Below are 26,223 nucleotides of genomic sequence, written 5' to 3'. Positions count from 1 at the left end.
GTTCGTCGGGGAGTGGCTTCTTTCGGTATCCGAGTGGGAGAACCTGGTTTCCCACTTTGGTAAGCGCTTACCGAGTAGGAGGTGAGTGTATAGGCGCGGCGGGTGACAATGTCAAGGATCGATTCGTGAATACAAGGAGAACGCGATCAATTCGCTGTGAACCGTTTTTCCCGGCGGAAGAATCCGGACGGAGTAGTCAGCGCGCCGTCTCGGGCGAGAACTCCCCGCCCGAGAAGCGGCACGAGATCACCCGTGAGGGGATCGTGCCGCTCCCGCCAGCCGGTCAGGCGTCGTCGACGATGACGACGTGGAGGTTTCGAGGGCCGTGTACCCCCTCCACGCGCTCCAGCTCGATGTCGCTGGTGGCGGAGGGACCGCTGACGAAGGTCATCGGTCTGCCCGGATCGAGTGCGGCCAGCGCGGCGGGCACGTCGTCGACGATTCGAGAGGAGGGGACGAGGCACACGTGCGTGTCGGGAAGCAGCGTCAACGCTCTCCGACCCTGACCGGGACCGTGGTCCAGCACGATCGTCCCGGTGGAGGCGATGGCCACCGTGCACGTGGTCACCACCGCGTCCACCCCTTCCAGGGTCGTCGTCGGCAGCGGGGGCCGGTCGTCGAACGTCTCGTACCGCTCGACCAACGGCTCCACCCAGGTGGCGGGCAGCCCCTCCGGAAGCACCACCCGGCCGGCCGCCGCGTGTTCCAGGATCCGCAGCACTGTTTCCGGGACTCCGGCGGAGTCTGCGGCGCGCACCTCCGCGCGGTAGTCGGCGACCCGCTCGCGGAACAGCTCGGGAGGCGAGTCGACAGGACGCTGTCGGCGGTACTCCCGGGGTATCGACTCCGCCGGGGTTCGTTTCCCACCGCCCAGTGCGGCACGCACGGAGTCGAGCACCGCCCGTCGTCCGTCACGGGAAGCTCGGTTCATCGCCGGTCCTCATCGCTCGTCCTGGTCCGCTCCCACCACTGCCGGAAGGACTCGGCGGGCGGGGTGGGAGCGTCGCGCGCGTCGGTCCACCGCGAGAGCGGCCACGGCAGTCTGCCGACCCCCCGTTCGCCGAACAATCCACCGCCGAGCGAGGCCACCCGCTGGGCCCGTGCCAGACGCCCGCTGTCACCGAACACCCACCCCATCGCCCGCATGGCGGTCTTCGTGAGCCGGTCGACCCAGCCCTTCCGCTGCCGCACCGTCCTGTTGCGCAGGTGCACCAGCAGTTCGGGGATCTCGATGGCCACCGGGCAGACGTCGTAGCAGGCTCCGCACAACGTGGACGCGTACGGCAGCGAAGCCGTGTCCTCGGACTCCACGCCGTACAGCTGCGGCGTCAGCACGGCCCCGATCGGTCCCGGGTACACCGAACCGTAGGCGTGCCCGCCGGTCCGTTCGTACACCGGGCAGACGTTGAGGCAGGCCGAGCAGCGGATGCAGCGCAGTGCCTGGCTGCCGATCTCGTCTGCCAGCGCCTCGCTGCGACCGTTGTCCAACAGCACCACGTGGAAGTCGCTCGGCCCGTCACCGGCGGTGACACCATTGAGGACGGAGGTGTAGGGGTTCATCCGCTCGCCGGTGCTCGATCGGGGCAGCAGCTGCAGGAACACCTCGAGGTCCCGCCAGGTCGGGACGATCTTCTCGATGCCGACCACGCTGATCAGGTGTTCGGGCATGGTCAGGCACATCCGCCCGTTGCCCTCGGACTCGACCACCACGAGGCCGCCGGTCTCGGCCACGGCGAAGTTCGCTCCCGAGATGGCGACCCTGGCCCGGAGGAACTTGTCCCGGAGGTGGTGGCGGGCCGCCTCGGCCAGCTGTACCGGATCGTCGGTGAGATCAGCGGGAGCGGGGGTGCCGCTGCCCGCCATCTCGCGGCGGAAGATCTCGCGTATCTCGGAACGGTTGCGGTGGATGGCCGGTACCAGGATGTGGCTGGGCCGGTCCTCGTCCAGCTGGACGATCAGCTCGGCCAGGTCCGTCTCCCAGGCCGATATCCCGGCGGAGGAGAGTGCCTCGTTGAGCCCGATCTCCTGGGTGGCCATGGACTTGACCTTGACCGCCTCGGTCTCCCCTGTCTCGAGGACGAGCTCGGTGACGATGCGGTTGGCCTCGGCCGCGTCGCGGGCCCAGTGCACCGTTCCGCCCGCCGCCGTCACCGCTGACTCGAACCGCTCCAGGTAACTGTCCAGATTGCTCAGCGTGTGCGTCTTGATCGCCGCGCCCGAGGCGCGCAGCTGTTCCCAGTCGTCGAGCTCGCCGACCACCGCGGCGCGCTTGTTCCGGATGGTGTTCGTCGCCTTGCCGAGGTTGTGGCGCAGTTGGGCGTCGCGTACCGCCCGGCGTGCCGCGTCCGGGAACGAGGGCATCCCCAGGTCGACTCCGCTCATCGTTCCTCCTCGGTGCTCGCGAGGATCTCGGCCAGGTGCATCGTGCGGATTCCCTCGCGTCGCCTGTTGAGCAGCCCGCCGATGTGCATCAGGCAGGAACTGTCCCCCGCGCACAGGACCTCGGCTCCGGTCTCGCGGACGTGCCTGGTCTTGTCTGCGCCCATCGCCACGGACACGTCCGGGTTCTTCAGAGCGAAGGTGCCGCCGAAACCGCAGCACTGCTCGGCCTCGGACAACTCGATCAACCGGATGCCGCGCACCGCCCGCAGTAGTCGTCGCGGTTTGTCACCCACCCGCAGCATCCGCAGCGAGTGACAGGTGGGGTGGTAGGTCACCCGATGGGGGAAGTAAGCCCCCACATCGGTCACTCCGAGCACGTCCACGAGGAACTCGGACAGTTCGTAGACGCGGGGCGAGACTCGCTCGACCGCCTCCGCCAGTTTCCGACCCCCGCCGTGCTCGGCCACGATGCCGTGCTGGTGCCGGATCGACCCCACGCATGATCCCGAGGGAGCCACGACGTGGTCGTACCCGTCGAACGCCGAGACGAAAGCGCGCACCGCGGGCACGGCCTGCTCGTGATAGCCGGTGTTGGTGTGCATCTGGCCGCAGCAGGTCTGCCCCGTCGGGAAGTCCACCTGGCATCCCAGCCGTTCGAGCACCCGCAACGTGGCGCGCACCGCGTCCGGAAACAGCGTATCCCCGAGACAGGTCGCGAACAGCGCTACTCGCATAACAGCGGTTTCCCTCCTGGTAAGCCCCGGGGCGGCACTCGCGTACGGGTACACGGGTACCGGTCGGTGCCCGAGCACGGCGAGGTCCTGTCGCCGGTTCCGGGGACCGCACTCGGCCACGGGCCGGTACCCGGATCCGGGGCCGGTTCCTCAGTCGACTGTCGCACGCCCCACGGTTCGGGCGCGATCAGGGACGCGGCGGTCCACGGCGTCCCACTGGTTGGCGGGCCCGCCCGGTTCGAACCGCCGCGACGGCTGCGTGGTGGCCACGAGTCGGCGCAGCTCTGACCGGTCACCGACCACGCCGTGCGCGCGTGCCTGGACCAGCACGTTGCCCAGCGCGGTGGCCTCGGCCGGACCCGCCACCACCGGGAGCCCACAGGCGTCGGCGGTGAGCGAGCACAACAGCTCGTTGCGGCTGCCACCGCCGACCAGGTGGACGATCTCGACATCCCGGTCGGCCAGCTCCGCCACATTTCGCACCGTTCTGCGGTGGGCCAGCGCCAGGCTCTCCAGCACGCACCGCACCGTGGCCTCCGGGCTCTCCGGCACGGGCTCGCCGGCCTCGGAACAGGCCCGGCCTATGGCGGTGGGCATGTCCTGCGGCGCGATGAAGGCGGGGTCGTCGGTGTCGAGCACGCTGCGGAACGCGGGCTGGCGGGCCGCGCCTTCGAGCAGTTCCGCCAAGTCGGCCCGGAAGCCGCGTTCCCGCCAGCGGCGCAGGCACTCCTGTAGCAACCACAGTCCCATGGTGTTGCGCAGGTAGCGGGTGGTGCCGTCGATGCCGCGTTCGTTTGTCACGTTCGCCGCGCGGGAGCGTTCGGTCAGCACCGGGGAGTCGAGCTCCAGCCCCACCAGCGACCACGTGCCGCAGGAGATGTAGGCGAACCGGCTGGTGGTGGCGGGAACGGCCACCACCGCCGAGGCGGTGTCGTGCGAGGCGACGGCCGTCACCGGCACCGAGGAGGGGAGTCCGGTGCGCGCGGTGACCTCACCCAGCGGTCTGCCCACCACCTCACCGGGGGAGCGCAGCGGTGGGAGCAGGTGGGCGGGCAGCTCCAGCCGTCGGGCGAGGTCGTGGGCCCACTCTCCACGTCGGACGTCGAACAGCTGGGTGGTGGAGGCGTTGGTGACCTCCGCGCCGATCTCCCCGGTGAGCCAGTAGTTCAACAGGTCGGGAATGAGCAGCAGGGTTTCCGCCGAGTCCAGTTCACCTTCCTCCAGGGAAGCGACGAGCTGGTACAGCGTGTTGATGGGAAGCCGCTGCAGTCCGGTGGTCCGGTAGAGTTCGCCGTCGTCGATCCGCTCCCGCACCCGCTCGATCATCGCCGCGTTCCTGGGATCCCGGTGGTGACGTGGCTCGGCGAGCAGGGTGCCGTCCCCGTCCAGCAGGCCGTAGTCCACCGCCCAGCTGTCGATGCCCACCGAGGACGGCTCGTACTCGGCGGCACCGCGCAGCCCGGCCAGCGTTTCGCGGTGGATCGCGGTGATGTCCCAGCGCGGACCGGAACCGTCCGCGACCGGGTTGTTCGGGAACCGGTGCAGTTCGGTCAGTTCCAGCAGGCCGTCGCCTACCCGGCCCAGCACCACGCGGCCGCTGGAGGCGCCCAGGTCGACAGCGGCGCAGTTGAAGTCGTTGCTCGTCATAGCGGTCTCGTCCCCGGAGGTCTCGGTGGGTGGCCGGCGGTGCGGGGCCGGGCGGGTGGTCTCCGGTGACGCCGCCGCGCCACCGGAAGAGCCCCGTCAACGCAGGAAGGCGGCGGGAACCCCGCTGTCGACCGGCACGTGCGTTCCGGTCGTGTGGCTCAGGTCGCCGCCCACCAGCGCGAACACCGCCGCTGCCACGTGTTCGGGCAGCACCTCCCGCTTGAGCAGCGTGCGCCGCGCGTAGAACTCGCCGAGCTCGCTTTCCCGCACCCCGTAGTGGGCCGCCCGCTGTGCGCCCCATCCACCGGCGAAGATCCCCGAGCCGCGCACCACACCGTCCGGGTTGACGCCGTTGACGCGGATGCCCCGCTCACCGAGTTCGGCCGCCAGCAGCCGCACCTGGTGCGCCTGGTCGGCTTTGGTGGCGCCGTAAGCCACGTTGTTCTGCCCGGCGAAGACCGAGTTCTTGCTGGCGACGTAGACGATGTCCCCGCCCTGTCCCGCGGCGGTCATGGTGCGAGCGGCTTCCCGGGAGACCAGGAAGGAACCCCGCGCCATCACGTCGTGCTGGACGTCCCAGTCCTCGGCCGTCGTTTCCAGCAGTGGTTTGGAGATGGACATCCCGGCGTTGTTGACCACCAGATCCACGCCGCCGAAGGCGCGCGCCGCGGTCGCGAACAGTTCACCGACCTCGGACTCGTCGGTGACGTCGACACCGACGGCCACGGCCCTGTCCGAGCCACCGAGTTCGGCGGCCAGCTCCTCGGCCGAGTCGGTGTCCCGGTCGGCCAGCACCACGCAGGCACCCTCGGCGTTGAGTCGGCGAGCGGTGGCCCTGCCGATCCCCGAACCGCCGCCGGTGATCACCGCGACCCGCCCGGCCAGCGGTTTCGGGGCGGGCATGCGGGCGAGCTTGGCCTCCTCCAGCGCCCAGTACTCGATGCGGAACTTCTCGGACTCCTCGATCGGCCGGTACCGTGAGACCGCTTCGGCGCCGCGCATCACGTTGATCGCGTTGACGTAGAACTCCCCGGCCACCCGGGCGGTCTGCTTGTCCTTGCCGAAGGAGAACATGCCCACCCCCGGCACCAGGACGATCGCCGGGTCCGCCCCTCGCATCGCGGGCGAGTCGGCCTCGGCGTGGCGGTGGTAGTACTCGCTGTAGCGCCGCCGGTAGGAGGCGTGCAGCTCCCGCAGCCGTTCGGTCACCTCCTCCAGCGGTGCGGTGGGAGGCAGGTCGACCACCAGGGGACGTACCTTGGTGCGCAGGAAGTGATCGGGGCAGGAGGTGCCGAGTTCGGCCAGCTCCGGGTGCTTCTCCCTCGCCAGGAAGTCCAGCACCTCGCTCCGGTCGTCGTAGTGACCCACCTGCGTGTGGTCGGTGGAGACCAGGCCACGGATCACCGGGGCGAGCGCGGCGGCCCGGGCGCGTCGTTCGGCGTCCGGCAGTGCCTCGTTGGCGGGTACCACGGCGCCGAACGGTTCGGGACTTCCCCGTTCGGCCAGGAACTCCTCCGCGGTGCGGATGATCCACAGCGAGTTGCGTTCGCACTCCTGGCTCGTCTCGCCCCAGGCGGTGATGCCGTGGCCGCCGAGGATCACCCCGACCGCCCTCGGGTGCCGGTTCCGTATCTCGGCGATGTCCAGGCCGAGCTGGAACCCGGGGCGGCGCCACGGAACCCACACCACCCTGTCGCCGAAGCACTCCTCGGTCAGTCTCGGGCCGTCCGCCGCGGTGGCCAGGGCGATGCCCGCGTCGGGGTGCAGGTGGTCGACGTGCTCGGCCTCGACCAGTCCGTGCATCGCGGTGTCGATCGAGGGCGCGGCACCGCCCTTGCCGTACAGACAGTGGTCCAGGGCCGCCACCATCTCGTCCTCGCGCTCGACACCCGGATACACCCGGGTCAGCGCCCGCATCCGCTCCAGTCGCAGCACGGCCAGCCCGGACTCGGAGAGTGTGCCCAGGTCACCGCCGGACCCCTTGACCCACATCAACCGTTCCGGTTCGGCGGTGACCGGGTCGTGACCGGTTGCCTTGGCCGAGGTGTTGCCGCCCGCGTAGTTGGTGTTGCGGGGGTCCGCGCCGAGCCGGTGGGACCGTTCCAGCAGTTCGGCGGTCACGCTCCCGGGAGGTTGCTCGTACAAGGAGTTCGTCCTTTCGTGTCCGGCAGAGGGTGGCTCACGCGCCCCAGCCCGCCTGTTGACCGCCCTGCCGTTCGGCGGCCAGCTTCTCCTGGTGGCCGGAGGCGCGGTAGGCGGCGCTCGGGTCGGGCTCGACGCCCATCTCCCGGCGGACCTCCCGCAGCAGCGGTCGCACGTCGCAGTTGTAGGCGTCCATCAGCACCTCGTTGGCGCCCAGCACGTCACCGGCCCGTTGCGCCGCCGTCAGCGCCTCGTCGTCGACGAGCAGGGCCTTGGCGGTGGCCTCCTGGACGTTGAGTACGGAACGGATCATGGCGGGAATCTTCGGCTCGATGTTGTGGCACTGGTCGAGCATGAACGCGATGCCCGCGCCGTGTTCGAGCGCGCCCGCCCGGACGATCTCGTGCATGATGCGGAAGAGCTGGAAGGGATCGGCGGCTCCGACCATGAGGTCGTCGTCGGCGTAGAACCTGCTGTTGAAGTGGAAACCGCCCAGCTTGGACCGTCGCAGCAGCGTGGCGACGATGAACTCGATGTTGGTTCCCGGCGCGTGGTGCCCGGTGTCCACCAGCACCCGCGCGCGCGGGCCGAGGTCGGTGCAGTGCGCGAAGGAGGTTCCCCAGTCGGGTACGTCGGTGGCGTAGAAGGCGGGTTCGAAGAACTTGTACTCCAGCAGCATCCGCTGGTGCTCGCCCAGCCGGCGGTAGATCGTGTCCAGCGCCTCGGAGAGCCGTTCCTGGCGGGCGGCCAGCGAATCCTGCCCGGGGTAGTTGGTGCCGTCGGCGAACCACAGGCTCAGGATCTCCGAGCCCGTGCGGTCCATGATGTCGACGCAGTCCAGGATCTGCGCGACGGCCTTCTCGCGGACGGCGGGATCGGGGTTGCACACGCTGCCGAGCATGTAGTCGTCGTCCTGGAAGACGTTCGGGTTGATCGCCCCGACGCGCAGCCCGAGTTCGGTGGCGTGGTCGGCCAGCGCGGCGTAGTCGTCCACCCGGTCCCAGGGAATGTGTAGTGCCACGCTCGGCGCCACACCGGTGTGGGCGTGTACCCGGGCGGCGTCCTCGAGCTTCTCGTACGGATTTCGGGGGACCCCCGGCTGGGGGAAGACCTTGAACCGGGTTCCGGAGTTGCCGTACGCCCAGGAGGGGGTCTCGATGCGTTGGTCCTTCAGGGCCGCCTTGACGGCGTTCTCGTCCGGCATTGCTGGTTGCTCCGATGTTCAGGCGGCGGTCGGGTGAGGGAGTGACACGCGAGATGCGCGATCATGAACGATTGAAATGAAACGTTTCATTCAAGCGAAGGATAGGATGGGGGTGTAGCCGAGTCAAGGGAGGCGTGGTGCCAACCGCGGGCAGCAACCGCAGAACCGGAGAGGTCAGCATCAAGGACGTCGCCCACCGGGCGGGTGTTTCCATCGGGACCGTCTCCAACGCGCTCAACCGGCCGGACCGCGTCTCGGCCGACACCCGGTCGCGGGTCCGCGCGGTCATCGACGAGCTCGGCTACGTGCGGAGCGAATCGGCGCGCCAGCTGCGCTCGGGGGACAGCCGCATGGTGGCGCTGCTGGTGCTCGACATCGGCAACCCGTTCTTCGTCGCGCTCTCCCGGGGTGCCGAGCGGGCGGCGCGCGAGCACGAGCTGGGGGTCATGATGTGCCACAGCGCGCAGGACCCGGACGCGGAGTCGCTCTACCTGTCCATGTTCGCCGAGCAACGGGTGCGCGGCGTGCTCGTGACCCCGGCGGACACCACCGGATCGAACCTGCTCGCCTTCCGCCGCCACGGCATTCCCTACGTGTTCGTCGACCGGGTGGTCGACAGCGACGACGCCTGTTCGGTCTCGGTCGACGACGTCGCCGGGGGTGAGCTGGCGATGCGCCACCTCGTCGAGGCCGGTCACGAGCGTGTGGCCTACATCAGCGGCCCGTCCCACCTGGCGCAGTGCACCGATCGGCTCGTGGGGGCCCGGCGCGCCGTGGCGGCGACCGGGCTGCCGCCGGAGGCTCTGACGGTGCTGGAGACCACCAGGCTCGACGTCGCCTCCGGGCGGGACGCCGGGGCCCGGCTGCTCGGGTTGCGCCCGCGCCCCACCGCCGTCTTCTGCGCCAACGACCTGCTGGCCCTGGGATTGTTGCAGGCCATGTTCGACGCCGGGGTCCGCGTCCCCGAGGACCTCGCCCTGGTCGGCTACGACGACATCGAGTTCGCCGAGGCCGCCGCCGTCCCCCTGACCTCGGTGCGCCAGCCCGCCGAGCGGATGGGGGCCACCGCGGCCGAGCTGCTGTTGCGCGAGACGGAGGGCGGCCGCGAGCACGAGCACGAGAGCGTGATCTATCCTCCCGAACTCATCGTCCGGCGCTCCACCCTGCCTCGTCGGGAGTGAGGGTTCGCCCCTCCTCGTGGGGATCGGCTTCGGTGCTGGTGGAGGCTCCGGTCTCGTGGGGTGCGTTCTCGGTCTCGTCGCGCCCCGTGGTTTCCCGGCCGCGTTGCCGAGACGTCGCCGGGGTGTTGACTGGGCCACACTCCGGCTCTACGGTCTCGCTCTATAAAACGTTTCATCGAATCGGCCTGGAAAGCCGTGGTGGTTTTCGCGGCGCGGCCCGTTCGGTGTGCGTGGGACGAGGTCGAAGAGGTCTGTGAGATGACGTCAGCGGGTTCCGGGGTGGCCGACCCCAGTGAGGACGCCACGTCCCGGCAGTTCTGGAAGTGGTCGTTCGTCGCGGCCATGGCGGGCTACATCGACGCCGGATCCATCGTGGCCGGATCGGTGGGACTCGGGCTGTGGGTGCGAGCGTTCGACCTCTCCGAGAGCACGGTGGGGCTGCTGGGCGCGTTCAGCTCCAACGCGATCTCGGCGGGTGTGGGAGCGTTGATCGGCGGCTACGTCTGCGACAAGTACGGCCGCAAGAAGATCTACGCCTACGACCTGCTGCTCTACATGTTCGGCACGCTGTGGATCATCTTCGCGGTCAACACTCCGATGCTGTTCGTCGGCTACGTCATCGTGGGGCTGACCGTCGGTGCCGACATCCCCGCCTCGTGGAGCCTGATCACCGAGTTCTCCCCGGCGGGCAGTCGCGGCAAGTTCGGCGCGCTGGCCCAGGTGCTGTGGTCGCTGGGGCCGGTGGTGACCCTGTTGCTGGGACTGGCGCTGCAACCGCTGGGCATGCTGGGAATAAGACTGCTGTTCGCGCACCTGTTCCTGGTCGCTCTGGTGACCTGGTGGATGCGCCACGGTGTGGGGGAATCCGCCCGGTGGAAACGCGAAGTCGCCACCGGAGCGGCCGCGTCCGGTTCCTCCGGAGGTCTCCGGTGGATCGACGGTCTCCGCCCCCTGCTGTCCCGGCGGGCACTGCCCACCATGCTGTTTTTGATCGGCATGTACGGCATCTGGAACCTCTTCGCCGGGACCAACGGGTTCTACTACCCCTACCTGCTGCAGGTGTTCGGAAGTCAGAGCGAAGCGGCCAGCGTCGGCCTGCAGTCGTTGTACTTCCTGCTGGTGGCGCTGTTCACCGGTCTGGTCTTCATGCCGCTCAACGACCGGATCAACCGCAGATTGTTGTTCGCGCTGTCCTCACTGATTCAGATGATCGGTGTGCTGTTCCTGGCGCTGCTGCCGCTGAACTTCACGACCGCGCTGGGCTACATCCTCGCCATCGGCATCGGCGGGGGTTTTGGAGCCCAGCACTTCTTCCAGCTGTGGTCCGGTGAGTTGTTCCCCACCAGGCTGCGTAGTACCGCGCAGGGCCTGATGTTCGCGGTGGTGCGCATAGCCCTGGGGGTCTGGAGCTTCTTCGTGCCGCTGGTGACCGCCACCGGCTTCCGGAACCTGGCGTTCATCCTGGCCGGTTTCCTGTTCGTCAGCGGGGTGATCGGCACGGTGTTCGGCCCTCGGACGGAGGGAAGGACGCTGGAGGAGATCGAGACCAGCGGTGGCTGGCAGCGATACCCGAGTGGGGAGCTCGTCACCGGTACCGCTGCCACCGACCGGTGAGGATCCCGGTCCAACCATCGGACGTCGTCGAGAGGAGAGGCCGTGCGAGTGTGCTTCGTGCTGCGTGTGAAACCGGAGCGAATGGACGAGTACCGGCAGCGTCATCGTGACGTGTGGCCGAGCATGCGCCGCGCGCTGTCCGAGGCCGGATGGCACAACTACTCGTTGTTCCTGCGCCAGGACGGGCTGCTGGTGGGCTATCTGGAGTGCGAGGACTTCGAGGCAGCCAAGGAGGCCATGGCACGCACCGAGGTCAACCGGCTGTGGCAGGCCGAGATGGCCGAGTTCTTCGCCGACACCGACGGTGCCGATCCTGACCAGGCGATGATCGGCCTGGAGGAGGTCTTCCACCTCGACTGACCGGTTCCCCGGCCCGTACCGGGGAGTTCCGTTTCGACCGTTCCCGAAACAGTTCTTCCGTTCCCCGTCGGGGAAGGATCCCGACGGGCCGATTGGTCCACCCGGTGCGTTCGCGGCACTTCGAGAGCCCCAGCCACGGTTTCGCGAGCGAGTGCGCCACCCGTTCCTCGAGATTCAGCGACATCCCAGATCGTCGTTCGGAGGTTGTTCGTGTCAGCGAGTTCCGAATTCGCCCGTCGTGGTTTTCTGGCCGGGGCCGGGGTGACGGCCGCGACCCCGTTTCTGACCCGCGGTGCCGAGGCGGGCGCCTCACCGCAGGGTGATGGTGAGTCCGGTGAACCCACCGAGCTGCACTGGCTCGGCAGGGCCCCGGCCGCGCCGACCACCACGGCATGGGGTGTGCCGTGGCCGCGTGGGAAGGTCTCGGCGGACACCCCGTTCGCCCTGACCACAGCGGACGGTGATCCGGTTCCCGTGCAGTCCTGGCCGTTGGCCTACTGGCCGGACGGCACGCTCAAGTGGAGCGGTCACGCCGTGGCGGCGGGCGCCGCCGCGGATGGTTACCGTCTCGCACCCGGTGAACCCGCCGCGCCCGATGACGCGGTGCGCGTGTCCGAGCACGGCGACGAGATACGGCTGACCAACGGCACGGTCGAGGTCAGGTTGGGCCGCCGGGGTCCACAAGCGATCCGGTCGGTTCGGCGCGGTGAGCGGGTGACGGCCGAGAACGGCAGGCTGGCGCTGCTCGTGCAGGACCGCCCGGACGGCGAACACGCCGAACCACGTCGGACCGAGTGGTCCGGGGTGGTCGAGGAGGCCGAGATCGAACAACGCGGACCGGTGCGCGCGGTGGTCAAGCTCTCCGGGCGCTACCGGCGGGACCACGGCCGCAATCGTGGTGCCGGCGGTCGGAAGATGCTGCCCTGGAGTATGCGGGTCTACCTCGCCTCGGGTGACGAGTCGATGAGTCTGGTGCACAACTTCTACTGGGACGCCGACAGCGGGCACGTCTTCGTGCGCGGCATGGGGCTGCGGCTCGGGGTGCCGATGACCGACGACGCCCACAACCGCCATGTCCGGTTCGGCACCGCCACCGGGGGTGTGTGGGGTGAGCCGGTGCGGGTGCTGACCGGCCTGCGGCGTGATCCCGGCGAGGCGGTGCGGCGGGCCCAGTACGCCGGGAAGGCCACCCCACCGCCGGCCGAGTGGTCCGAGGAGGTCCGGGGCGGATATCGGAAGCTGGCGCTGTGGAACGACTTCGCGCTGTTCCAGGACTCCTCCGAGCACTTCGCGGTGTGGAAGCGGACCTCCTCGGAGTCGAGCTGGCTCAGGAACGCGGGCAGGGGGCACCGGGCCGCCGGGTTCGGCTACGTCGGCGGTGCCTCCGGCGGTCTCGGGGTGGGGATGCACGACTTCTGGCGGCGGTTCCCGCGTTCACTGGACGTTCGCGGTGCCGCGGGGGACACGGCGACCGTGACGCTGTGGTCCTACTCGCCGCACGGCGAGGCCATGGATCTGCGGCACTACGACACCGAGGCACACGGGCTGGGACTGGCCTATGAGGACGTGCAGGAAGGACTCAGTTCACCGGAGGGGATCGCACGTTCCACCGAGATGCGGTTGTGGGCGCTGGACTCGACTCCTTCGCGGGAGCGGGTGGTGCGGCTGTCCGAGGTGGTGGACTCGCCACCGAGGCTGGTCGCCGCTCCGGAGCGCTATCACCGTGCCGGGGTGTTCGGCCGGTGGAGCCTGCCCGACCGCACGAGCGAGCGGAAAGCCGAGTTGGAGGACTCCCTCGAACGCGACGTCGCCTTCTACGCGGGACAGGTCGACCAGCGCCAGTGGTACGGCTTCTGGGATCACGGCGACGTCATGCACACCTACGACGGTGACCGGCACGAGTGGCGTTACGACGTGGGCGGTTACGCCTGGGACAACGGTGAGCTCGGCACCGACGCGATGCTGTGGTACGCCTTCCTGCGTTCCGGTGACCCGCAGGCCTTCCGGCTGGCACGGGCGATGACCAAGCACCTCAGCGAGGTCGACACGCACCACACCGGCCGCTTCGCCGGGCTGGGCTCGCGGCACAACGTCTCGCACTGGGGCGGCGGTGCCAAGGAGGCACGGGTCTCCGAGTCGTTCACCAAGCGGTTCTGCTACTACCTCACCGCCGACGAGCTGCTGGGCGAGCTGATGCGCTCCTCGCTGCGGGCGGACCGGACCATGGTGCGGCTCCCACCGCTGCGCAACGTGCTGGAGCCCCAGGACCGGGTGCCGACGCGACTGCGCATCGGCCCGGACTGGTACGCGCTGGTCAGCAACTGGATGACCGAGTGGGAACGCACCGGTGACACCCGTTGGCGGGATCGCATCGTCACCGGGATGCGCGACATCGCCGCTTTCCCGGCAGGTCTGTTCACCGGCGAGGCCGGTGGTGCGGTCGGGTTCGATCCGGAGACGGCGCACCTGACGAACCTCGGCAAGGGAGACTACGAGGGCGGCTACAACCTGTCGATGGCCTTCTGCGGTGAACAGATCCTGTGGGAGGCGCTCGACCTCGTCGACGTGCCCGAGTTCCGGCGGACCCTGCTGGACTTCGCCCGCTACGTGCAGGCCCCGGCGGAGGAGAAGATCGACAGGTTCGGGTTCGACTTCGATCCCGGAGTGTTCGGGACGATCTACTCCCGGGTGACCGCGTGGGCGGGTGAGCAGTTGGACGAGCCGTGGCTGCGTCGCCGCGGTTGGCAGCGTTTCACCTCCGATCCCAACGGGCGGCCCTGGCCGGAACCGGTTCGGGTGGACGGTGCGGCGGTGGCCTCGCCGGTGGACGAGATCCCCACGAACCGCTCGCAGAACCAGTCCGGCGACTTCACCGTCTGTGGCACCAACGACGCCGCCCAACGTGGCCTGGCGATCGTCTCGTTGCTGGCCATCGCCCCGGACGAGGCGCCCTGATCCGCTCCTCCGCGGTCGCGGGTGGGACGACGCCGGTTGTCGTCCCCCCCCCGCACCGCCTCCGGCCGGACGGTTTCCGGGGGGTGTTCGGCCGTGCCGCGTGCTCCGGGGGGCCGGGTATTTCCACTCGGAAGCCTCCTTGGTGGTGTGGTTTCTCAGCTCTCGTCTTTGGCGCTGATCAGTTCTACGGGGGTGGGAGTTCGTTCGGTGGTTGCCCGGCTTGGGGGTTCACGTCGTTGCCCGAGTTCTGGCAGGAGGGTGACGAGGCCGAGTACGGCCAGGGCGGCGCCGAGCCACAGCGGGGCACGTAGGCCGAAGTGGCCGACGAAGATGCCGCCCACCGAGGAGCCGATGATGATGCCCAGCGTGATGAAGGAGGCGTGGACGGTGTTGACCAGCGGTTTGGCGTTGCCGGTGCGCTGGACGCGGGCGGTCATGGCGGGGTTCATGGTGACGCCGACCAGTCCGATACCGAGCATGAACGCCACGGCGGGGATGTTGAATCCGGCCAGGAGCGCGAACCCTGTCAGGAACAGGGCGTTGAGCACCAGTCCGGCGACCTGGACGCTGACGGTGTAGCGGTCCGCGAGCCGCCCGACGATGTTGTTGCCGACCACGGTGGCGGCACCGTAGGCGACCAGCAGGACGGGGATGGTGCCTTCGCTGAAGCCTGTGACGGTGGTCAGGATGGGGTTGAAGTAGCTGAAGGCGGAGAAGGTCGCACCGATGATGAGGGTGCTGGTGGAGATGACCAGCCACAGCTTGGGGTTTTTGAGGACCCGCACTTCCCGGCGGAAGTCGCCGCTGTCGTCTCCGGCGTGCTCCAGGTGGGGAACTCCGAGGGCCGTGGCCGCCGCGGCGATCAGGGTGAGCACGGTGATGGCCCAGAACGCGGCGCGCCAGCCCAGGTAATCACCGATGAAGGTGGCCATCGGCAGGCCGAGGAGGGTGCCGAGCATGAGGCCGTTCATGACCGTCCCGATGGCGCGGCCGCGCACCTCCTCACGGGTCATCTGGGAGCACGCCGACACGGCGACGCCGAAGAACGCTTGGGAAGCGACGCCGGTGATGACGCGCGCGGCCATCATGACCTCGTAGGTGGTGGCCAGCGCGGCCAGGAAATTACCGACCAGGAACACGGCGAAGAGGACGAACAGGGCGGGTTTGGGGCGCAGCCGCATTACTCCCACGGTCAGGAAGGGGCCTCCGGCGGCCATGGCGACCGCGTAGGCGGTGATGAGATAGCCGATTCGCGGAATGGTCGTACCGAGCCCCTCCGCCAGCTGCGGCATCAGCCCAGCGACGACGAACTCGCTGGTCACCATGGCGAAGATGCCCAGAGCCAGGACATAAACAGCGCGTGGCAATGTGATCACTTTCTCCACCGGTTTTGGATTGATCAGAACAAAATAAGGGCGTGACCGAGCGCCGGTTCGGGTTGTGTCCGATTCAGGGGATCAGCGCCTCCAGGGCGACGGTCGCGATGGACTCCAGGGTGGCGCGGTCGGCCCCGTTCTGGGCCGAGACGCGCATGCCCGCGATCGTGGAGTTGAGGAACAGCGCGACCTCCTTCGCCTCGTGTGTCCCGGAGATCTCACCGGTACGCTGGCCGGACGCGACGGTCTCGCGAAGGACCTCGAGTCGTCGTCGCAGGTCGCGGTTGAGCACCTCGGCCACCTCGGGGTCGCGCCCCGAGAACTCGACGGAGCTGTTGACGCCCAGACACCCGATGTTGCGGCCCTCGCGTCGATGGGTCTCCTCGGTGTCGATGATGGCGGTGAGCAGGTCCCGGAGTCGGGAGACGGTCGGCCGCTCCGGGTTCTCCAGGATGGCCAGTTGCTCGCCCGCCGTCCTGTCGAGGTAGTGCTCCAGCGCGCGGACGTAGAGGGCGTGCTTGCTCGTGAAGGTGTTGTAGATACTGCTCCGCCCCAGACCGGTGGCTTCGCACAATTCCTGGGTTGATGTGGCCTCGTATCCCTTCTCCCAGAAGAGGCGCATCGCCGCCTCCAGTGCGTGCCCCTCGCCGAACGTTCGTGGCCGTCCCATGCGGACACCATAACATCTTTTTGGATCGAACTGTTCAATACTGGCCGTGACGGAAAGGAGCAGGATTCGAGCTCTCGCGGACGAACGAACTCTTGCCGGAGGTCGTCGGGCCGAAGCGACGCTCGTTGCCGGAGGTCGCGGCCTTCAGCCCGTTGTCAACCGGTCGATCACACACCGCCGCACGCACTCGGTGGTCTCGTGCCAGGCACGCCAGCGTCCGAACTCGGCGGAGACGTCCCGAATCGGGACCAGCTCGGCGGCCTCGGCGCTCGCGGTCCCCACCACCGCCAGGACCTCCACGTCGTGTCGCCACGCCTCGCGGGCCACGCCACCGACCACCTTTCCTCCGAACGAGCCGAGGTCGAGCTTGCCCTCCCCGGTGACCACCAGGTCCACGGTGTCCAGGAGCGCGTGCAGTCCCCGCTCGCGGGAGATCGTGTCGAAACCGGACACCGGCCGTGCTCCCAGCGCTGCCAGTCCGCCCGCCAGTCCACCGGCGGCCCCGCCGCCGGTCAGGCTCGAGACGTCCACCCCGAAACGGTGGCGGTAGCTCGCCGCGAGCTCGTGCAGCCGGGCGGTCAGGTACTCGATCCGTTCCGGGCCGACACCCTTCTGCGGGCCGAACACCCGCGCCGCCTCCGGGAACACGGTGTCCACATCGCAGCAGGCCAACACCTCGGGGCGACCGTTCCCGCCGTTCAGCGGCGCGAACGGTGCCAACACCTCCACCGCTCCGGCGCCGCCGTCGGTGGTCGCCGAACCACCCATGCCGACCAGCACCCGCTGTGCTCCCTCCCGCAGCGCGGCCGCGATCAACTCACCCGTCCCCGAACTGCTCGCCCGCTCGGGGGAGTTGCCCTCGGCGCCACCCACCAGAGTCAACCCCGAGGCGCGGGCCATCTCCACCACGGCGCGCCCGTCGGGGTCGAGACGCCAGCCCGCTCGTACCCGCTCTCCCAGCGGGCCGGTCACCTCGGACCACCGGTTGGGGCCACCGAACGCGTCGAGCGTGCCTTCGCCGCCGTCGGCAAGCGGCAGTTCGAGGCATTCCAGTCCGCACGACCGCGCCGCGTCGGCGATGGCGCTCGCCACCTCGGCCGCGTTCGCGGAGCCGCGGAACTTGTCCGGAGCCGCCAACACCCGCATCCAACCCTCCTGTCGTGAAATGTCGTCCCGGTTCTCGTAGCTGGTCGTTTGGCGGAACCTCCGGGGGCGCCTCGCTGCGGGTGCCCCGACATCGGGTAGCGACCTACACAACGTCGGGGCCGTCCTCGCGAGGCACTCCCCGGAGAACCCGCGGGTGGTCGGGCTGCGTGCGTGGTGGTAAGCGGCTGCGCCGCTTGTTGGCATAGCCGAGCTGGCTCGGTCCAGTCGGGGTGTCGGTCGCGGGACCGTGCGTGCCGCGGCGCGCTAAGCCCCGTTGCGTGAGGCGGACGCCTCGCGAGGCCGGGCCGCCTCACCGCGTAGGTCGCTGCTCAAGAGCGGCCCGCCGCCGCGAGGCGCCGTCTCACGTACCGGTTAATCGACCACAGTGACAGAGCGACCGTTCCGGCAAAGCAGCGAGGCATCGCCGGAGGCTCCGCCAAGCGAACCTCCTCCAGAAGCGGGACGAGAGGACTCATGTCAGGCGGAGGTAGCGTTCGATCATGGTGTCCACCACCTCGTCGGAGGGCGTGGACCAGACCTCCTCGTTGAAGATCTCGACCTCGGTGTCACCGGTGTAGCCCGCCCGGTGGACGGCCTCGCGGATCGGTGGGAAGTCGATGTGGCCGTCGCCCATCATCCCCCTGCCCAGCAGCACGTCGGCGGGCAGCGGGGTGAGCCAGTCGCAGACCTGGAACGAGGCGATACGCGTACCAGCCCGTTCGATCTGTTCGAACAGCTTCGGGTCCCACCACACGTGGAAGGTGTCGACCACCACGCCGACCTGGCTCTCCGGGAACGGTTCGGCGAGGTCCAGGGCTTGTTCGAGGGTGGACAGCACCGCGCGGTCCGCGCAGTACATGGGATGCAGCGCCTCCAGGGCCAGCCGGATTCCGTGCCGTTCGGCGTAGGGGGCCAGCTCACCCAGCGCGTCTGCCACCCGTTCTCGCGCCCCCGCCAGATCCCTGGAACCGTTCGGCAGGCCGCCGACCACGAGTACCAGGCAGGCGGCGCCGAGTTCGGCGGCCTCGTCGATCGCGCGCCGGTTGTCCCGCAGCGCCTCCGCGCGTCCCTCGGAAGTGTCGGCGGTGAGGAAGCCGCCCCGGCACAGCGAGGAGACCCGCAGCCCGTTCGAGCGCACCAGTTCGGCCGCCTCGGTGAGACCGAACTCCCGCACCGGTTCGCGCCACAGGCCCACGGCCGGGATCCCGGTGCGAACGCATTCCGCGACGACCTCGGGCAGGGAGCAGCGGTTCAGGGTCTTCTGGTTCAGCGACAGTCGTGCGGTACCGTCCTCGGTCATCGGGACACCCCCGCGGTCACGAGCAGGCAGCGCATGCGGTCGGCGGCCAGCTCCGGGTCCGGCAACGTCCCGGCCAGGTCGGCGAGGCGGAACACCTCCGCCAGGTGCACCACGCTGCGTCCGCTCTGCAGGCCGCCGACCATGCTGAATCCCGGTTGCCGGCCGCGCAGCCAGGCAAGGAAGGCGATGCCGGTCTTGTAGTAGTAGGTGGGGTGGGCGAACAGCTGTCGCGCCAGCGGCACGGTGGGCCCCAGGATCTCGTCGAACCCGGTTTCGTCGCCCTCGTCCAGGGCGTGCAGCGCCCCCGCCGCGGCGGGGGCGATGGCGGCGAACACGCCGAGCAGCGCGTCGCTGAAGGTGCCCGACTCCCCCTTGATGAGCCTCGGGTAGTTGAAGTCGTCGCCGGTGTAGAGCCGGACCCCTTCGGGAAGCCGTTCCCGCAGTCGTACCTCGTGTTCGGCGTCCAGCAGCGACACTTTCACGCCGTCGACGCGATCCGCCCGCGCGTGCAGGATCTCCAGCAGTGACTCGGCCGCCTCGTCGATGTCGCTCGACCCCCAGTAGCCCTCCAATCTGGGGTCGAACGCCGGACCGAGCCAGTGCAGGATCGCCGGTTGCTGCACCTCGGCCAGCAGCTTGTCGTACACCCGCCGGTAATCCGCGGGGCCCGTGGCGGCCGCGGCCAGCTGCCTGCTGGCCATCAGGATCACGCGCGCACCCGCGCGCTGGGCGACGTCGAGCTGCTCGCGGTATCCGGTGACCAGCTCGTCGAGATCGGTGACGTCGGGGGAGAGGTGGTCGGTGCCCACACCCGCCGCGATGCGTCCGCCGACACGCGCCGCCTCCTCGCCGCTGCGGCGGATCAGTTCCCGCGTGGCCTCCCAGTCGAGGCCCATGCCGCGTTGCGCGGTGTCCATGGCCTCGGCGACCCCGAGGCCGCACTCCCACAGGTGCCGGCGAAAGGCCAGGGTGCTGTCCCAGTCGATCGCCGCGGGCGAGCCCGGGGTGTTCTCCCCGAACGGGTCGGCCACGACGTGGGCCGCGGCGTAGGCGATGCGGCTGTTGGGGGGATTCGTCGGGAGTGGTCGGTCGGTCGGCTCGTTCAGGTGGTGTGTGTGGAGCGAACCGTCCGAGCGGGGGAGTTGGATAGTGCGCGACACGGGTACCTCGTCGAAGTCTTCTGTTCGGGTTGTGCCGGGAGGTTCCGTTCTGGTGGAACCTCCCGTGGCTCTCGTTTCGGGCCGACCCGGCACCGGCTGGGACTGGGTCGGGGTCGCCCCCGCGTGATCGCGGCGTGGAGTTCCGCGGCGGTGCCGGTCGTTCCGGCGCTCACCGAGTCGGGTGCCACGCCGTCCGCCGATGCGAAGGGGGAAACATCTGCCAGCAATTAGGAAAGCGTTTTCCAAAGAGCTTAGGGGGAACCTACCGGGAACGCAAGAAACCTCCGGGGAGCGTGCTGGAAAGAGCTTTCCAGCGGGTAGCATCGAATGACCCGAAAGTGAGGGAGGACCGATGCCGCGCGGTTCGGGCAAGGTGAACCTGGTCGACGTCGCGCGCCAGGCCGGGGTGTCACTGGCCACCGCGTCACGGGTTCTCAACGGCAGTACGCGCAGTGTCGGTGCGGAACTGCGGGAACGAGTGCGTCAGGCCGCCGCGAAGCTGGACTACTCACCCAGCGCACCGGCGCAGGCCATGGCGCGGGGTGGCACCGACGTCGTCGGTCTGGTGGTGCCGGACATCTCCGATCCGTACTTTTCCACCATCGCGGCCAGCATCGTGCGCAACGCCGAGCCGCACGGATTGATCATTACGCTGGCCAGCACGGAACGCCGCTTCGAGCGGGAGGCCGAATATGTTGCCTCGCTGCGCAGCCAGCAGGCACGCGGCATCGTGCTGGTGGGCAGTCGGACCACCAACGAGGAGCAGTTGGAGGCCCTGCGGGCCGAGCTGGAGGCCTACACCACCGCCGGGGGAAGAGCGGCGGCCATCGGGCAGCACAAGCTGCCCGCCGACACCGTGATCGTCGAGAACCGGAGCGGGGCACGTGCGCTGGCCGAGGAACTGGTGGCCCTCGGATACCGGCGGTTCGCCGTGCTGGCCGGTCCCGCCGACCTGCTCACCGCCCGGGACCGATTGGTCGGTTTCCGGGAGGGGCTGCGCCGCCACGGGGTCGAGGTGGCCGCTCGTGACGTGATCAACGGCGAGTTCACCCGGGACGGTGGTTACGAGGCGGCCTCCGAGCTGCTGGAGCGCGGCCGGGAGCCCGAGTGCGTGTTCGCGGTCAACGACGTCATGGCGGTGGGGGCGCTGTCGGCGTTTCGCGATCGCGGGGTGCGGCTGCCGGACGAGCTGGCCGTGGCCGGGTTCGACGACATCGCCAGCCTGCGGGACGTGTGGCCCTCGTTGACGACGGTGCGGATCCCGCTGGAACGCCTCGGCGAGCAGGCGCTGGGCTTCCTGCTCGACGAGCCCGCCGAACGCTCCCGCACCCGCCGGTTCCGCGGCGAGGTCGTCGTTCGCGCCAGTACTCCGCCGCTGCGCTGAGGGCCGCTGCGTTGAGGCACCCTCGCGCCGAGCTCCCCGAAGCACCCGGCGGGAATCGGCAGGACCGGCCGGTGGCCACGGTGTCCCGTGGTCACCGGTCCTTCCGCCTCGGGGCTCGCGAGCCACCCTAAGGGTGGGGCCGCTCCACCCGCGCGCCGCTCGCGGCGTCGAACAGGTGTATCTCGCCGGGATCGCGTATCACCACGCGCACCGTCTCGCCCAGGGACGGTGGTCTGCGCCCGTCCGCGCGCACGATCAGCCGCTTGCCGTCCACGGCGGTGCGGCCGTGGATCAGGCAGTCCGCGCCCAGCTCCTCCACGAGCTCCACGCGCAGCGCGAGGCTCTCGGGCTCATCGGAGACCAGCCGCAGCGATTCGGGACGGATGCCGACGGTGACCTCAGAGCTCTCGCCGAGGGAGGCCGTCACCTCGCGGGAGACCGGCAGGGTGAGGTCGTCCAGCCGGGCACCCTCCGAGGTCAACGGCACGGTTTCCAGGTTCATCGCCGGGGAGCCGATGAACCCGGCCACGAAGGCGTTGGCCGGGTGCTCGTAGAGCTCCCTGGGGGTGTCGCACTGCTGCAACACCCCGCCCGCCAGCACCGCGACCCGGTGGCCCATCGTCATGGCCTCGGTCTGGTCGTGGGTGACGTAGATGGTGGTGGTGCCCAGTCTCCGTTGCAGCGCCGCGATGTTGGCACGGGTCTCCACCCGCAGCTTGGCGTCCAGGTTCGACAGCGGCTCGTCCATGAGGAACACCGAGGGCTCGCGCACGATGGCGCGGCCCATGGCCACGCGCTGGCGTTGCCCGCCCGACAGTGCTCTGGGCTTGCGGTCGAGGTAGTCGGTCAGGTCCAGCAGCTCGGCCGCCTCGACCACCCGTTCCCGTACCTCTTTTTTGGGCACCCGGCGCAGCTTCAGGGCGAACCCCATGTTCTCGGCCACGGTCATGTGCGGGTACAACGCGTACGACTGGAAGACCATCGCGATGTCACGGGCCTTTGGAGGCATCGAGGTCACGTCGGTCTCACCGATGTGCACGCTGCCTTCGTCGATCTCCTCCAGGCCCGCCAGCATGCGCAGCGCGGTGGACTTGCCGGAACCGGACGGGCCCACCAGTACCAGGAACTCGCCGTCGTCGACGGTCAGCCGTAAGCCGTCGACCGCGCGGACGGGCGAGCTGCCGGAGAACACACGTGCGGCGTCGTGATAGGTCACTCGCGACATCGATCGTCCTTTCGGAAGGTTGTTCGCGGTTCGTCCTGGGTCACCGTTCGAGACTTTCGAGCGGGACTCGCTGTCCGTCCCGGGAGGAACGCAGCCCCGCCTCGGCGAGCTGGATGCCCCGCGCGCCCGCGAAGAAGTCGTACGGGTGGGGCCTGTCCCGCAGCACGTCGTGCAGGAAGCGTTCCCACTGGGCCTTGAAACCGTTCTCGAACTCCTCGTTGTCGGGGACCTGCGACCACTGCTCGCGGAACCGCTCACCGGTGGGGAGATCGGGGTTCCACACCGGTTTCGGAGTCATCGAACGGTGTTGCACGCGGCAGCCGCGCAGTCCGGCTACGGCGCTGCCCTCGGTGCCGTCGACCTGGAACTCCACCAGCTCGTCGCGGTTGACCCGAACCGCCCACGAGGAGTTGATCTGGGCGATCACCCCGTTGGCGAGCTCGAAGATCCCGTAGGCCGAGTCGTCGGCGGTCGCCTCGTAGGCCTCGCCCCGTTCGTCCCAGCGCGTCGGGATGTGGGTGGTGGCTCTGGCGGTCACCGAGTCCACCCGCCCGAACAGGTTCTCCAGCACGTAGTGCCAGTGGCAGAACATGTCCGAGACGATGCCACCGCCGTCCTCGGCGCGGTAGTTCCAGCTGGGGCGCTGCGCGCTCTGCCAGTCACCCTCGAAGACCCAGTAGCCGAACTCGCCGCGTACCGACAGCACCCGGCCGAAGAAGCCGCCGTCGATCAGTCTGCGCAGTTTCAGCAGTCCCGGCAGGTACAGCTTGTCGTGCACCACGCCGTGCCGGATGCCGGCCCGTTCCGCGAGTCTGGCCAGCTCCACGGCCTGCGAGGAGCTCTCGGCCACCGGTTTCTCGGAGTAGACGTGCTTGCCCGCCGCGATCGCCGCGCGAACTCCCCGCTCCCTGGCGGAGGTGATCTGGGCGTCGAAGTAGACGTCGACCGACTCGTCCGAGAGTACCGTGTCCAGTTCGGTGCTCCACTCGTCGATCGAGTGCCGCTGGGCCATTTCGGCGAGTTTGGCGGAGTCGCGTCCCACCAGTATCGGTTCCACGGCCACCCGCTCGCCGTCGGCGATCTCGATGCCTCCCCGGTCGCGCAGTTCGAGGACGGACCGCAACAGGTGTTGCCGGTAACCCATGCGGCCCGTGACGCCGTTGAGCGCGATACGCAGCGTTTTCTGCGACATGTGTGATCGTGTTCCTCTGTTTGTCGGATCGGAAACGGCGGGGCCACGCCGACCGGCAGGTCTCTCCGCGGCCCCGTGGAAGGGAAATCGGCTGGCTCAGTGGTTCGGAGATCGTGCCTGGACCGCGGTGGCGGCCAGGCTCAGCGGGCCGAGGATCAGCACGGCCAGCACCGGCAGCATCCACACGCACAGGGCCGCCACCGCCACTGCCATGACGAGCAGTACGCTGCCCAACGGATCCAGTGCGCTCGCCCGCACCGCGAGCCGCAGGGCCGGTCGCCAGCCGTGTTCGGACATCGGCAGCGCCACCGTGCGCAGGCAGAGCGCCGCCAGGCTCGCCGTCAGCAGGATCAGCGTCACCGTGACGATTCCGGTTCCGGGGATGACTCCTCGCGTGCTACGGAGCAGTAGGGCGTCGACGGCCAGCAGTGCGACCACCAATACCGACACCGCTCCCGCGAGCAGGTCAGCGGGACCACGTGGTCCGCACAGCCGTCGTGCCAGTGCCCGGAAGTAGCCGGTGCCGTCGGTTGAGCGGCGTCCCCCGGACCGCGCCCGCAGTTGCCCGCAGGCCGTGGACACGGCGGCCGGGGCGGTGACGACCGGCAGCGAGGCCAGCGTGGTGGCCACACCTATCCCCAGCATGTCGGCGAACAGCTCGAAACCGGCCCCGAACGGGCCGCGCTGCCCGCCGGCGTCCGTGGTGGCTGTCATGCGGTGATCACCCCTTCACCCCGGAACTGGCCATTCCTTGCACCAGGAACCGCTGGAAGGCCATGAAGAACAGCACGATGGGAAGCAGCGCGATCACCGACATGGCGAACATCGGGCCGTAGGCGGACTGGCTGGACGTGTCCACGAAGGACCGCAGCGCCAACGTGATGGTGAACTTCTCCGGCTCGAACAGGTAGATCAGCTGCAGGAAGAAGTCGTTCCACGTCCAGATGAAGGTGAAGATCGCGGTGGTGATCAGGGCGGGCCTGCTCAGCGGCAGGATGATCCGGAAGAATGTCCGGAACGGACCGCACCCGTCGAGGGTGGCGGCCTCGTCGAGCTCCTTCGGGATGCCGCGCATGAACTGCACGGTCAGGAACACGAAGAACGCGTCGGTGGCCAGGAACTTCGGCAGCACCAGCGGCCAGAACGTGTTGACCATGCCCAGCTGGTTGAACACGATGTACTGCGGGATCAGCACGGCGTGCTGCGGCAGCATGATCGTGGCCAGCATCAGCGCGAACAGTGGGCCCCGCAGCGTGAACCGCAGCCGGGCGAAGGCGTAGGCGGCCAGCGAGCAGCTGATCACGTTGCCCAGCACCGCGCCGGTGGAGATGATCAGCGAGTTGCCGATCAGCCGCAGCACGCTCACCCCGCCGACGCCCTCCAGCGCGGTGGTGTAGTTGCTCATCGCGAGCCTGCTCGGCAGCAGCCGCAGACTCGATATCACCTCGTCGGCGGGCTTGAACGAGGTCGCGATCAACCACGCCAGCGGGTAGAGCATCACCAGCAGGGCGGCCAGACAGCCCACGTGCAGTCCGACGCGTCCCCAGTCGACGCGGCGTCTCGGCACGGGTTCTCGGACGGCTACCATCGTCACCCCTTATCGTTGTAGAAGACCCAGGAGCGCGAGCTGCGGAACAGCAGCGCGGTCACGATGCCGATGACCACGAGCAGCACCCAGGCCATCGCCGCGGCGTAGCCCATGTGCGAGGCGGTGAATCCGCGGTCGTACAGGTAGAGCGTGTAGAACAGCGTCGAGTCGGCGGGCCCGCCGCGTCCGCCGCTGACCGTGAAGGCCGGGGTGAACACCTGGAAGGCCTGGATGGTCTGCAGCACCAGATTGAAGAACAGTACCGGGGAGAGCATCGGCAGCGTGACCGAGAGGAACCGCCGTACCCGGCCGGCACCGTCCACCTCGGCCGCCTCGTACAACTCGTGGGGGACCTGCTGCAGCCCGGCGAGGAAGATGACCATGGGGGCGCCGAACTGCCAGATCGTCAGCAGCGCGACCACCAGCAGTGCCCAGCCCGGCTGGTTCACCCAGCCGCCCATGTCGATCCCGAAGGTCGACAACAGGTCGTCGACCGTGCCGCCGTCGTTGAACAGCGCGCGCCAGACCAGAGCGATGCTCATGCTCGCGCCCAGCAGCGAGGGGGCGTAGAACGCCGAGCGGTAGAACCCCTTGCCGCGTCCGATGGAGTTCAGCGCCAGTGCGACGGCCAGCGCCAGCGCCAGCTGCAGCGGTACCGCCACCAGCACGTACAGCAGGGTGTTGACCGCCGATCTCCAGTAGCGGGGATCGGAGGTGAACATGTGGACGTAGTTGTCCAGGCCCACCCACTTCGGAGCGGTGAACAGGTCGTACTCGGTGAACGACAGGTACAGCGAGACCAGCATGGGGGTCAGCGTCAGCACCGCCGCTCCCAGCAGCCACGGCGACAGGAAGACCCAGGCGGCCCCCTCGCGCCGTCGTGGCCGGTTCCGCTTGGCGGTGGATTCCGCTGCCGCGCTGTCCGGGGTCGGTCTCGGGTGCGGTGCGCTCACCTGTTGATCA

21 protein-coding genes are annotated in these 26,223 nt (G+C 69.1%); 5 read left to right on the top strand and 16 right to left on the bottom strand.

The window, feature by feature from the left end:
- Window positions 1-283 precede the first annotated feature (283 nt).
- From BLQ75_RS06305 to rhaI, 6 genes are all read right to left on the bottom strand, one after another.
- Window positions 284-931, bottom strand: coding sequence for a LutC/YkgG family protein (locus BLQ75_RS06305; RefSeq protein WP_092599169.1), 648 nt, complete (start codon window positions 929-931; stop codon window positions 284-286).
- Window positions 928-2,382, bottom strand: coding sequence for a LutB/LldF family L-lactate oxidation iron-sulfur protein (locus tag BLQ75_RS06300; RefSeq protein ID WP_092599166.1), 1,455 nt, complete (start codon window positions 2,380-2,382; stop codon window positions 928-930). The genes BLQ75_RS06305 and BLQ75_RS06300 overlap by 4 nt, the downstream gene beginning before the upstream one ends.
- The gene (locus tag BLQ75_RS06295; protein WP_092599163.1) at window positions 2,379-3,116 is read right to left on the bottom strand and encodes a (Fe-S)-binding protein; all 738 of its coding nucleotides are present in this window, start codon (window positions 3,114-3,116) and stop codon (window positions 2,379-2,381) included. The genes BLQ75_RS06300 and BLQ75_RS06295 overlap by 4 nt, the downstream gene beginning before the upstream one ends.
- 150 nt (window positions 3,117-3,266) lie before the next feature.
- The gene (locus tag BLQ75_RS06290; RefSeq protein WP_092599160.1) at window positions 3,267-4,763 is read right to left on the bottom strand and encodes a rhamnulokinase; all 1,497 of its coding nucleotides are present in this window, start codon (window positions 4,761-4,763) and stop codon (window positions 3,267-3,269) included.
- A gap of 96 nt (window positions 4,764-4,859) precedes the next feature.
- Window positions 4,860-6,908 (bottom strand): bifunctional aldolase/short-chain dehydrogenase, encoded by a 2,049-nt coding sequence (locus tag BLQ75_RS06285; RefSeq protein ID WP_170837356.1) that lies wholly within the window; start codon window positions 6,906-6,908, stop codon window positions 4,860-4,862.
- 34 nt (window positions 6,909-6,942) lie between these two features.
- A complete protein-coding gene (gene rhaI, locus BLQ75_RS06280) occupies window positions 6,943-8,109 on the bottom strand; it encodes an L-rhamnose isomerase (protein ID WP_092599154.1) in 1,167 nt (388 codons plus the stop codon).
- 134 nt (window positions 8,110-8,243) lie between these two features.
- Here rhaI and BLQ75_RS06275 point away from each other — a divergent pair, with 134 nt between their 5' ends.
- The 4 genes from BLQ75_RS06275 (at window position 8,244) to BLQ75_RS06260 (ending at window position 14,219) form a co-directional block, all read left to right on the top strand.
- Complete coding sequence (locus tag BLQ75_RS06275; RefSeq protein WP_092599151.1) at window positions 8,244-9,290, top strand: LacI family DNA-binding transcriptional regulator; 1,047 nt, start codon at window positions 8,244-8,246, stop codon at window positions 9,288-9,290.
- Window positions 9,291-9,548: 258 nt separating this feature from the next.
- Complete coding sequence (locus tag BLQ75_RS06270) at window positions 9,549-10,904, top strand: MFS transporter (RefSeq protein WP_092599695.1); 1,356 nt, start codon at window positions 9,549-9,551, stop codon at window positions 10,902-10,904.
- 42 nt (window positions 10,905-10,946) lie between these two features.
- Window positions 10,947-11,264: an L-rhamnose mutarotase gene (locus tag BLQ75_RS06265; protein ID WP_211481196.1), complete on the top strand. Its 318-nt coding sequence runs from the start codon at window positions 10,947-10,949 to the stop codon at window positions 11,262-11,264.
- A 210-nt stretch (window positions 11,265-11,474) separates the two neighbouring features.
- On the top strand, window positions 11,475-14,219 hold the full coding sequence (locus BLQ75_RS06260) for an exo-rhamnogalacturonan lyase family protein (protein ID WP_092599689.1): 2,745 nt from the start codon (window positions 11,475-11,477) through the stop codon (window positions 14,217-14,219).
- 155 nt (window positions 14,220-14,374) lie between these two features.
- Here BLQ75_RS06260 and BLQ75_RS06255 read toward each other — a convergent pair whose 3' ends face one another.
- From BLQ75_RS06255 to BLQ75_RS06235, 5 genes are all read right to left on the bottom strand, one after another.
- A complete protein-coding gene (locus tag BLQ75_RS06255; protein ID WP_092599148.1) occupies window positions 14,375-15,586 on the bottom strand; it encodes an MFS transporter in 1,212 nt (403 codons plus the stop codon).
- A gap of 82 nt (window positions 15,587-15,668) precedes the next feature.
- Window positions 15,669-16,265 (bottom strand): TetR/AcrR family transcriptional regulator, encoded by a 597-nt coding sequence (locus BLQ75_RS06250; RefSeq protein WP_092599145.1) that lies wholly within the window; start codon window positions 16,263-16,265, stop codon window positions 15,669-15,671.
- 144 nt (window positions 16,266-16,409) lie between these two features.
- Window positions 16,410-17,411 carry a glycerate kinase family protein gene (locus BLQ75_RS06245; protein WP_170837355.1) on the bottom strand — a complete coding sequence of 334 codons (1,002 nt, stop codon included), beginning with the start codon at window positions 17,409-17,411 and terminating at the stop codon, window positions 16,410-16,412.
- 472 nt (window positions 17,412-17,883) lie between these two features.
- Window positions 17,884-18,711 (bottom strand): sugar phosphate isomerase/epimerase family protein, encoded by an 828-nt coding sequence (locus BLQ75_RS06240; protein WP_092599139.1) that lies wholly within the window; start codon window positions 18,709-18,711, stop codon window positions 17,884-17,886.
- Window positions 18,708-19,871 (bottom strand): dihydrodipicolinate synthase family protein, encoded by a 1,164-nt coding sequence (locus tag BLQ75_RS06235; RefSeq protein ID WP_211481195.1) that lies wholly within the window; start codon window positions 19,869-19,871, stop codon window positions 18,708-18,710. The genes BLQ75_RS06240 and BLQ75_RS06235 overlap by 4 nt, the downstream gene beginning before the upstream one ends.
- Window positions 19,872-20,223: 352 nt before the next feature.
- Between BLQ75_RS06235 and BLQ75_RS06230 the strand changes: the two genes are divergently transcribed.
- Complete coding sequence (locus BLQ75_RS06230; RefSeq protein ID WP_092599135.1) at window positions 20,224-21,255, top strand: LacI family DNA-binding transcriptional regulator; 1,032 nt, start codon at window positions 20,224-20,226, stop codon at window positions 21,253-21,255.
- 127 nt (window positions 21,256-21,382) lie between these two features.
- Here BLQ75_RS06230 and BLQ75_RS06225 read toward each other — a convergent pair whose 3' ends face one another.
- The 5 genes from BLQ75_RS06225 to BLQ75_RS06205 form a co-directional block, all read right to left on the bottom strand.
- Window positions 21,383-22,480 (bottom strand): ABC transporter ATP-binding protein, encoded by a 1,098-nt coding sequence (locus BLQ75_RS06225; protein ID WP_092599132.1) that lies wholly within the window; start codon window positions 22,478-22,480, stop codon window positions 21,383-21,385.
- A 40-nt stretch (window positions 22,481-22,520) separates the two neighbouring features.
- Window positions 22,521-23,672: a Gfo/Idh/MocA family protein gene (locus tag BLQ75_RS06220; RefSeq protein ID WP_092599129.1), complete on the bottom strand. Its 1,152-nt coding sequence runs from the start codon at window positions 23,670-23,672 to the stop codon at window positions 22,521-22,523.
- Window positions 23,673-23,768: 96 nt separating this feature from the next.
- Complete coding sequence (locus BLQ75_RS06215) at window positions 23,769-24,386, bottom strand: hypothetical protein (protein ID WP_092599126.1); 618 nt, start codon at window positions 24,384-24,386, stop codon at window positions 23,769-23,771.
- A gap of 7 nt (window positions 24,387-24,393) precedes the next feature.
- Entirely contained in the window at window positions 24,394-25,260 is an 867-nt protein-coding gene (locus BLQ75_RS06210; protein WP_092599123.1) for a carbohydrate ABC transporter permease, read from the bottom strand.
- 2 nt (window positions 25,261-25,262) lie between these two features.
- The gene (locus BLQ75_RS06205) at window positions 25,263-26,213 is read right to left on the bottom strand and encodes a carbohydrate ABC transporter permease (protein ID WP_092599683.1); all 951 of its coding nucleotides are present in this window, start codon (window positions 26,211-26,213) and stop codon (window positions 25,263-25,265) included.
- Window positions 26,214-26,223: the final 10 nt, after the last annotated feature.

Origin of the sequence: Actinopolyspora xinjiangensis, from assembly GCF_900104475.1 — a bacterium.
Taxonomy (GTDB): domain Bacteria; phylum Actinomycetota; class Actinomycetes; order Mycobacteriales; family Pseudonocardiaceae; genus Actinopolyspora; species Actinopolyspora xinjiangensis.
The sequence above is the reverse complement of the archived record's forward strand: the minus strand, read 5'-3'. Positions and strand labels throughout refer to the sequence as shown.